7 protein-coding genes and 1 pseudogene are annotated in these 6,646 nt (G+C 41.2%); 7 read left to right on the top strand and 1 reads right to left on the bottom strand.

The window, feature by feature from the left end; all coding sequences use genetic code 11:
- From rpsD to B2Y23_RS14895, 4 genes are all read left to right on the top strand, one after another.
- The coding region (rpsD, locus tag B2Y23_RS14910) for a 30S ribosomal protein S4 (protein WP_291371643.1) at positions 1 to 414 on the top strand (414 nt) is incomplete at its 5' end.
- A gap of 17 nt (positions 415 to 431) precedes the next feature.
- On the top strand, positions 432 to 1,439 hold the full coding sequence (locus B2Y23_RS14905) for a DNA-directed RNA polymerase subunit alpha (protein ID WP_004869497.1): 1,008 nt from the start codon (positions 432 to 434) through the stop codon (positions 1,437 to 1,439).
- An 18-nt stretch (positions 1,440 to 1,457) separates the two neighbouring features.
- Positions 1,458 to 1,823 (top strand): 50S ribosomal protein L17, encoded by a 366-nt coding sequence (gene rplQ / locus B2Y23_RS14900; RefSeq protein ID WP_004281488.1) that lies wholly within the window; start codon positions 1,458 to 1,460, stop codon positions 1,821 to 1,823.
- A 203-nt stretch (positions 1,824 to 2,026) separates the two neighbouring features.
- A complete protein-coding gene (locus B2Y23_RS14895; RefSeq protein WP_291355168.1) occupies positions 2,027 to 3,523 on the top strand; it encodes a flavin-containing monooxygenase in 1,497 nt (498 codons plus the stop codon).
- 150 nt (positions 3,524 to 3,673) lie between these two features.
- On the opposite strand, the gene B2Y23_RS14890 is transcribed toward B2Y23_RS14895, so the two are convergent.
- Positions 3,674 to 4,846 carry an acyl-CoA dehydrogenase family protein gene (locus B2Y23_RS14890; RefSeq protein ID WP_291355170.1) on the bottom strand — a complete coding sequence of 391 codons (1,173 nt, stop codon included), beginning with the start codon at positions 4,844 to 4,846 and terminating at the stop codon, positions 3,674 to 3,676.
- A gap of 191 nt (positions 4,847 to 5,037) precedes the next feature.
- Between B2Y23_RS14890 and B2Y23_RS14885 the strand changes: the two genes are divergently transcribed.
- The 3 genes and pseudogenes from B2Y23_RS14885 to B2Y23_RS14875 all read left to right on the top strand — a co-directional run.
- A complete protein-coding gene (locus tag B2Y23_RS14885) occupies positions 5,038 to 5,295 on the top strand; it encodes a succinate dehydrogenase assembly factor 2 (RefSeq protein ID WP_291355172.1) in 258 nt (85 codons plus the stop codon).
- Entirely contained in the window at positions 5,288 to 5,674 is a 387-nt protein-coding gene (locus B2Y23_RS14880) for a hypothetical protein (protein ID WP_291355174.1), read from the top strand. The genes B2Y23_RS14885 and B2Y23_RS14880 overlap by 8 nt, the downstream gene beginning before the upstream one ends.
- 516 nt (positions 5,675 to 6,190) lie before the next feature.
- Positions 6,191 to 6,646: pseudogene (locus B2Y23_RS14875) on the top strand (hypothetical protein); the annotation flags it as partial.

Raw genomic sequence — 6,646 nt, 5'->3', positions numbered from 1 at the left:
CGTCAATTTAGTAACTACTATAAAGAAGCTGCTCGTGTGAAAGGCGCAACAGGTGAAAACTTGTTGAAATTGCTTGAAAGCCGTCTTGATAACGTAGTTTATCGCATGGGTTTTGGTTCTACACGTGCAGAAGCTCGTCAGCTTGTATCTCACCGTAGCATTACTTTGAATGGTCGTCGTGTTAACATCGCGTCTATCCAAGTTAAAGCTGGTGATGTAATCGCGGTTCACGAAGGTGCTAAACAACAATTACGTATTAAAAGCGCAATTGAATTGGCTGCTCAACGTGGTATCCCTTCTTGGATGGAAGTTGACCATTCAAAACTAGAAGGTACGTTTAAAGCTGCACCGGATCGTTCTGATTTACCTGCTGAAATCAACGAAAGCTTGATTGTAGAATTGTATTCTAAATAATCCTTGAGGTAGCAATAATGACGCGTACTGCAAATGAGTTTCTAACTCCGCAAGCGATCAAGGTCGAAGCGGCTAGCGGGACCTCGGCAAAAGTGATTCTGGAACCATTAGAGCGTGGCTTTGGTCATACTCTAGGTAATGCTTTACGTCGTATCCTTCTTTCTTCTTTACCTGGCGCTGCTGTGGTAGAAGTTGAAATAGAAGGGGTTGAGCACGAGTACAGTACCTTAGAAGGCTTGCAGCAGGACATCGTCGAGCTCTTGCTGAACCTAAAAGGATTGTCGATTAAGCTGTTCGATCAAAACGAAGCATATTTGACATTAGAAAAACAAGGTCCAGGCGATGTAACTGCTGCTGATCTTCGTTTACCTCATAATGTTGAAGTGGTAAACCCTGAGCATTTGATTGGCACTTTAAGTGCCTCAGGCAATTTAAAAATGCGCCTGAAAGTTTCTCAAGGTCGCGGTTATGAAACTTCTGACTCACGTTTCCCAGAAGGCGAGACTCGCCCGGTGGGTCGTTTACAGTTAGATGCTTCTTATAGCCCAATCAAGCGCGTGTCTTACACAGTGGAAAACGCTCGTGTAGAACAACGTACTGACCTTGATAAATTGATCATTGATCTTGAAACTAACGGTACAGTTGATCCTGAAGAAGCAATCCGCAAAGCGGCAACAATCTTGCAACAACAAATTGCAATTTTTGTTGATCTTCAGAAAGATCAAGCTCCTGTTGCTCAAGAGCCTCGCGAAGAAGTGGATCCAATCTTGCTTCGTCCAGTAGATGATCTAGAGCTTACTGTTCGTTCTGCTAACTGTTTGAAAGCAGAAAATATTTACTACATCGGTGATTTGGTTCAACGTACTGAAGTGGAGTTGTTGAAAACTCCTAACTTAGGTAAAAAATCGTTAACTGAAATCAAAGATGTTCTGGCATCGAAAGGCTTGCAATTGGGCATGCGTTTAGAGAACTGGCCACCGGCTAGCCTCCGCATGGACGATCGCTTTGCTTATCGTAGTCGTTAATTAAGTAGGACTATCACCATGCGTCATCGTAATAGTGGTGTGAAATTAGGCCGTACAAGCAGTCATCGTAAAGCGATGTTCCAAAACATGGCTAACTCTTTGTTTGAGCACGAGTTGATTAAAACAACTGTGCCTAAAGCTAAAGAGTTACGTCGTGTAGCTGAGCCTTTAATCACTTTAGCTAAAAACGATACTGTTGCAAACCGTCGTTTAGCGTTTGCTCGTACTCGTTCAGCAGCAACTGTTGGTAAATTATTTACCGTTCTTGGCCCTCGTTACAAAGAACGTAACGGCGGTTATCTACGTGTTCTTAAAGCGGGCTTCCGTGCAGGTGATGCTGCACCGATGGCTTACGTTGAGCTAGTAGATCGCGAAGTTAACTAATTTCGCAAGAATAGCTTCAGTTGTTCTAAAAAAGACCGGTGTTTCACCGGTCTTTTTTATGTCTGATGATTTTATATTGTCAGAAAATTTAAGCTTTTGTCCCGAACTGATATATTTTTTATCACTTTTATATAAACTTGACATTGCGTATTGTCAGTTTTGTGGTTTAATAAAACAAAACTTAAACAGGTTATAAAAAGAACATGGAAAAACATATTGATATTTTGATTGTAGGTGCCGGTATTTCAGGTATTGGTCTTGCTGTTCATCTTTCTAAAAATTGCCCAAAACGCTCTTTCGACATTATTGAACGTCGTGAAAGTTTTGGTGGAACCTGGGATTTATTTAAGTATCCCGGTATTCGTTCCGATTCTGATATGTCCACTTTTGGCTTCAACTTTAAGCCTTGGCAAAAAGACAGTGTCTTGGCTGATGGACCGTCTATTAAGAATTATTTATCTGAAGTAATTGATGAGTATCAGCTCAAAAGTAAAATTCATTTTCAACATCGGGTTTTAGCTGCAAATTATGATTCGGCTCGTAAAAAGTGGCTGGTAGAAATTGAGGATGCAGCTAACAACAAGCAAACCTGGGTGGCTAATTTTGTTCTAGGATGTACAGGTTACTATAATTATGACCAGGGCTTTCAACCTGAATTCCCTAATCAGTCTGCATTTAAAGGTCAATTTATTCATCCGCAACATTGGCCTGAGCAGTTAGATTATTCTGGTAAAAAGGTGGTCATTATTGGAAGTGGAGCAACTGCGATTACCTTGGTGCCTGCGATGGCGAAAGGCGGGGCAGGGCATGTCACCATGTTGCAACGTTCTCCAACTTATATTGCCTCTGTTCCATCGATTGATATCCTTTACGACAAAATGCGCAAGTATTTGCCTGAAGATTTGGCTTATAAGTTAACGCGTGCGCGTAATATCGGTATGCAACGCGGTATTTATGCGCTGGCACAGAAACAGCCTAAATTACTGCGTAGCTTGTTGCTCAAATCGATTGAATTTCAGCTCAAGGGTAAAGTGGATATGAAGCATTTTACCCCGGATTATAATCCTTGGGATCAGCGTCTATGTGTGGTACCGGATGGAGATTTATTTAAGATTTTACGTGAAGGTCGTGCTTCAGTCGAAACGGATCAAATTGATAAATTCACCGCGAACGGCATTCAGTTAAAATCCGGCAAACATCTTGAGGCAGATATTATTGTCTCTGCAACCGGTTTGAATATTCAAATTTTAGGGGGAATTCAGGCGACCATTGATGGCAAGCCAATGAATACCTCTAAACACATGCTATATCAGGGCATTATGGTTAGTGATGTGCCGAATATGGCGATGATCATTGGTTATATCAATGCTTCATGGACACTGAAAGTGGATATTGCAGCGGACTATATTTGTCGTATGATCAATTATATGGACAAACATGGCTATGATGAAGTGATTCCACAAGGGGATGCGACCGAGTTAATGGAAGATACGGTGATGGGTAGTTTGACTTCAGGTTATATTGCCCGTGCTGCTGATGTCATGCCGAAACAGGGTAAACATGCACCGTGGAGTGTCTCTAATAATTATCTGGCTGACCGTAAACAATTAAAGCATGCGCGCTTTGATGACGGTGTGCTTAAATTTCATAAACGTGAACAACAAGATAAGAAAAGTGCGACACCGCGTTTAGTTTCATAATTGAATTTCATTATTTTTTTAAAGAAGGAGCATGAATGCTCCTTTTTTTATGCTTATTAAATCAGTAGTTCAAGTTATCAGCTTTTATTCTGTTGCAAGCTGGTACAAATAGAACTTCAAGAATTAAACCGGCATAGAAATAAATGTTGATTATAGCGAACGTGAAATCAGCTCTTTCATGATTTCATTGGTGCCGGCATAAATGCGATTGGCGCGGTTATCGATATAGGCACGTGCAATCGGGTATTCCATCATGTAGCCATAACCGCCATGCAGTTGCAGGCACTCATCTACGACCTTGGAAAACATCTCGGAAATTTTGTATTTCGCTGCTGCAGCTGCATCAATGCCCAGTTTTTCTTCAAGCTGTAATTCCATACAACGGTCTAAATAAGTACGACAGAAATCAATTTCAGTGCGTAATTCAGCCAGCTTAAAGCGGGTATTTTGAAAAGCACTGATCGGTTTGCCAAAGGCTTGACGCTGTTTGGTGTATTGAACGGTATGCGCGAATGCTGCTTCAGCTCCAGCCTGACAAATGATGGCGACTAGCATACGCTCCCAGGCCAATTCTTTCATCAGCATCATAAAACCCATACCTTCCATTCCTAAAAGGTTTTCTTTAGGCACACGGACATTATCAAAGAACAGTTCACAGGTATCTTGTCCTTTCATGCCAATCTTATTTAGTGGTTTTCCTTTGCTAAAACCGGCACGATCCGCTTCAACAATGAGTAATGACAAATTGGCAGACCCTTTATCGCCACTACCGGTTTTGCAGACCACAATTGCCATATCACACAGGTAACCATTGGTGATGAAAATTTTAGAACCATTGATCACATAATCATTGCCATCCAGCACAGCAGTGGTACGTACCGCTTGCAGATCAGAGCCGGTGCCAGGTTCGGTCATGGCAATCGCAGTCACTGTTTCACCCGAAGCCATTTTTAGGAGCCAATTTGACTTCTGCTCCTCATTGCCAAAATTGAAAATGTAATTGGCCACAATATCCGAATGCAGTGAAAAGCCAGTGGATGAATCCATGGCATAAGCCTGTTCTTCAATCAGGATCATGCTGTAAAGTCGGTCTACCCCCGAACCCCCGTATTGCTCTGGCATGGTGGCACAGAGTAAGCCCATGGCACCGGCCTTGTTCCATAAATCCCGGTCCACATGTTGTTGCTGTTCATATTTAGCAATATTGGGAACCACTTCCTTTTCATAAAATTTACGTACAGTTTCACGGAAAGCTTCATGCTCGGCATTAAATAAATGACGGGGTAACATATTGGCTAAAGGTCGAATCGCAGCTGCTTGCATTGTTATTGTGTCCATCTACAAAGTTATTATGAGATCAAAATTAAAAGATTGAACCGCAAGCGACAATGAGATGAATGCTCAAATGTTGCAATAAAATGATGAATTTGGTCAATTCAGGGAAATGGCTCGAAATAGAAGGGAGGGATAGGGTAAACTAGCAAAAATTTTCACACTGTTGGGGACAGCTAGCTATGAGCGAAGAAATCAGCTTGGAAGAACGTAAAGTTATTTACCGTGCTCGTCGTGGTTTAAAAGAGATTGATGTCTATTTTGACCCCTATGTAAAAAATCATTATTTACAGGCAGATGCAGCAGAGAAAAAAGTTTTTGCTGAATTGGTCGCGCAAGAAGACCCTGACCTATTAGACTGGTTTATGGAAGTGTCTGAACCACCGCGTCCGGAAATGAGAGCCCTGATTGTTAAGTTGAAACATTACGTCCATGGCTAATCGTTGTTTTCAGCTGAAACGCAGCCGTCTGGCATTGGTATTTCAGCTGATTATTTTTACTTTACTGATTGTACTTTTGCAGCAACTCTTGCCGGCATGGTTATGGTTGCTGTGCATTTTGTTGGGTGTAGTGACCTATGCCTATGGTTTGAAAGTACCTCAACCGATTCGTTTTGAACATTTGCATGCACGTGAATGGTCACTGTCACATTTAAAATCGCAACAGGTTAAGCGTGTTTCGATTAGTCATTTGATTGATCATCAGCTTTATATTGTGGTTTATTTCCAGCATTTTCACGAAAAGCCGCTATTGATCTGGGTCGATCAGCTTCCTTTACAACAATGGAAAGCACTAAAAAAACTGGCTAAATTGACCTGATTGTTAGACAGTTGTATAAAATTAACTTTAATTAAAATATTAATGATCAAATACATAGTTTTAATTTCGTATTTTTTGTAAGACAGTTTGATGTAAAAAATCACAAATATTTCAATTGTCGGACAATTTTTCTGCTGAATTATTTAAGCTAAATGTAAATTAAAACCACCAACAGCAAATGAGGAAATCATCATGGTGATTCCAACTTGGATGTTTCTGGTAATAGCAATTGTTTTGGCAATTGTTATTGGACGACTCGGAACAGTGCTGAAGGATCGATTTGCACAACATTAAAGCCGAAAGGCTTGACCCCTTGATAAGTAGCATGTGCCGAACCGTCGCAATGCTACTTTTTTTTGCCCAAAATTTTTAACTTGATGGAATACAGTCAATTTTCCGTACGTCATTTCGTGGCAAAGTATCAAACCTAATTAGAGTGAATACTCTTTTATTCAGATTTCGCATCTGATATGTTTAGGTGCTATGGACATAAACACAATTATAGAGGACAGGAAAATGTCGCAAGTCCAAAAAATATGCCAGGGTATGGCAGTTGTCATCGTTACAAGTTCTTTATTATCAGGTTGTTCTCAAGTGGTTAAATCAGGGGCAAATATTGCGCTGGGTTTCAGTGAGAAACATATTGTACCGCCTATCTTAGCCATGGATGATGCGGATATGGCGTGTAATTCAGGCAATGCCTTAACGCCAGCCATTATGTCGACCAAAGATATGGGGGCAGATCCAACCCGTATTGCGGTACTTTTATATGCTTCATCGGGAATCTGTGCTGAAAACCAGGCTTTGGAAGCAGAATTACATTATTTGCGCGCTTCTAAAGCCGGACAGGTTTCAGAAGCACAAGATGCACGTATCCAGCAAAAACGCTGGGCTGCTATTGCTGCACAGCGTCAGTACGCGGGTTATCAGCTTTTAGAAAAGCGTTGGGAAGCAAAATATAATAAGGCCTTG

It is taken from the genome of Acinetobacter sp. UBA5934 (assembly GCF_002430855.1).
Taxonomy (GTDB): Bacteria; Pseudomonadota; Gammaproteobacteria; order Pseudomonadales; family Moraxellaceae; genus Acinetobacter.
The sequence above is the reverse complement of the archived record's forward strand: the minus strand, read 5'-3'. Positions and strand labels throughout refer to the sequence as shown.

Bases quoted from the DNA above. Each gene is read 5' to 3' on its own strand.
- B2Y23_RS14905 (WP_004869497.1), top strand. From the start codon at position 432: ATGACGCGTACTGCAAATGAGTTTCTAACTCCGCAAGCGATCAAGGTC.
- rplQ (WP_004281488.1), top strand. From the start codon at position 1,458: ATGCGTCATCGTAATAGTGGTGTGAAATTAGGCCGTACAAGCAGTCAT.
- B2Y23_RS14895 (WP_291355168.1), top strand. From the start codon at position 2,027: ATGGAAAAACATATTGATATTTTGATTGTAGGTGCCGGTATTTCAGGT.
- B2Y23_RS14890 (WP_291355170.1), bottom strand. From the start codon at position 4,846: ATGCAAGCAGCTGCGATTCGACCTTTAGCCAATATGTTACCCCGTCAT.
- B2Y23_RS14885 (WP_291355172.1), top strand. From the start codon at position 5,038: ATGAGCGAAGAAATCAGCTTGGAAGAACGTAAAGTTATTTACCGTGCT.
- B2Y23_RS14880 (WP_291355174.1), top strand. From the start codon at position 5,288: ATGGCTAATCGTTGTTTTCAGCTGAAACGCAGCCGTCTGGCATTGGTA.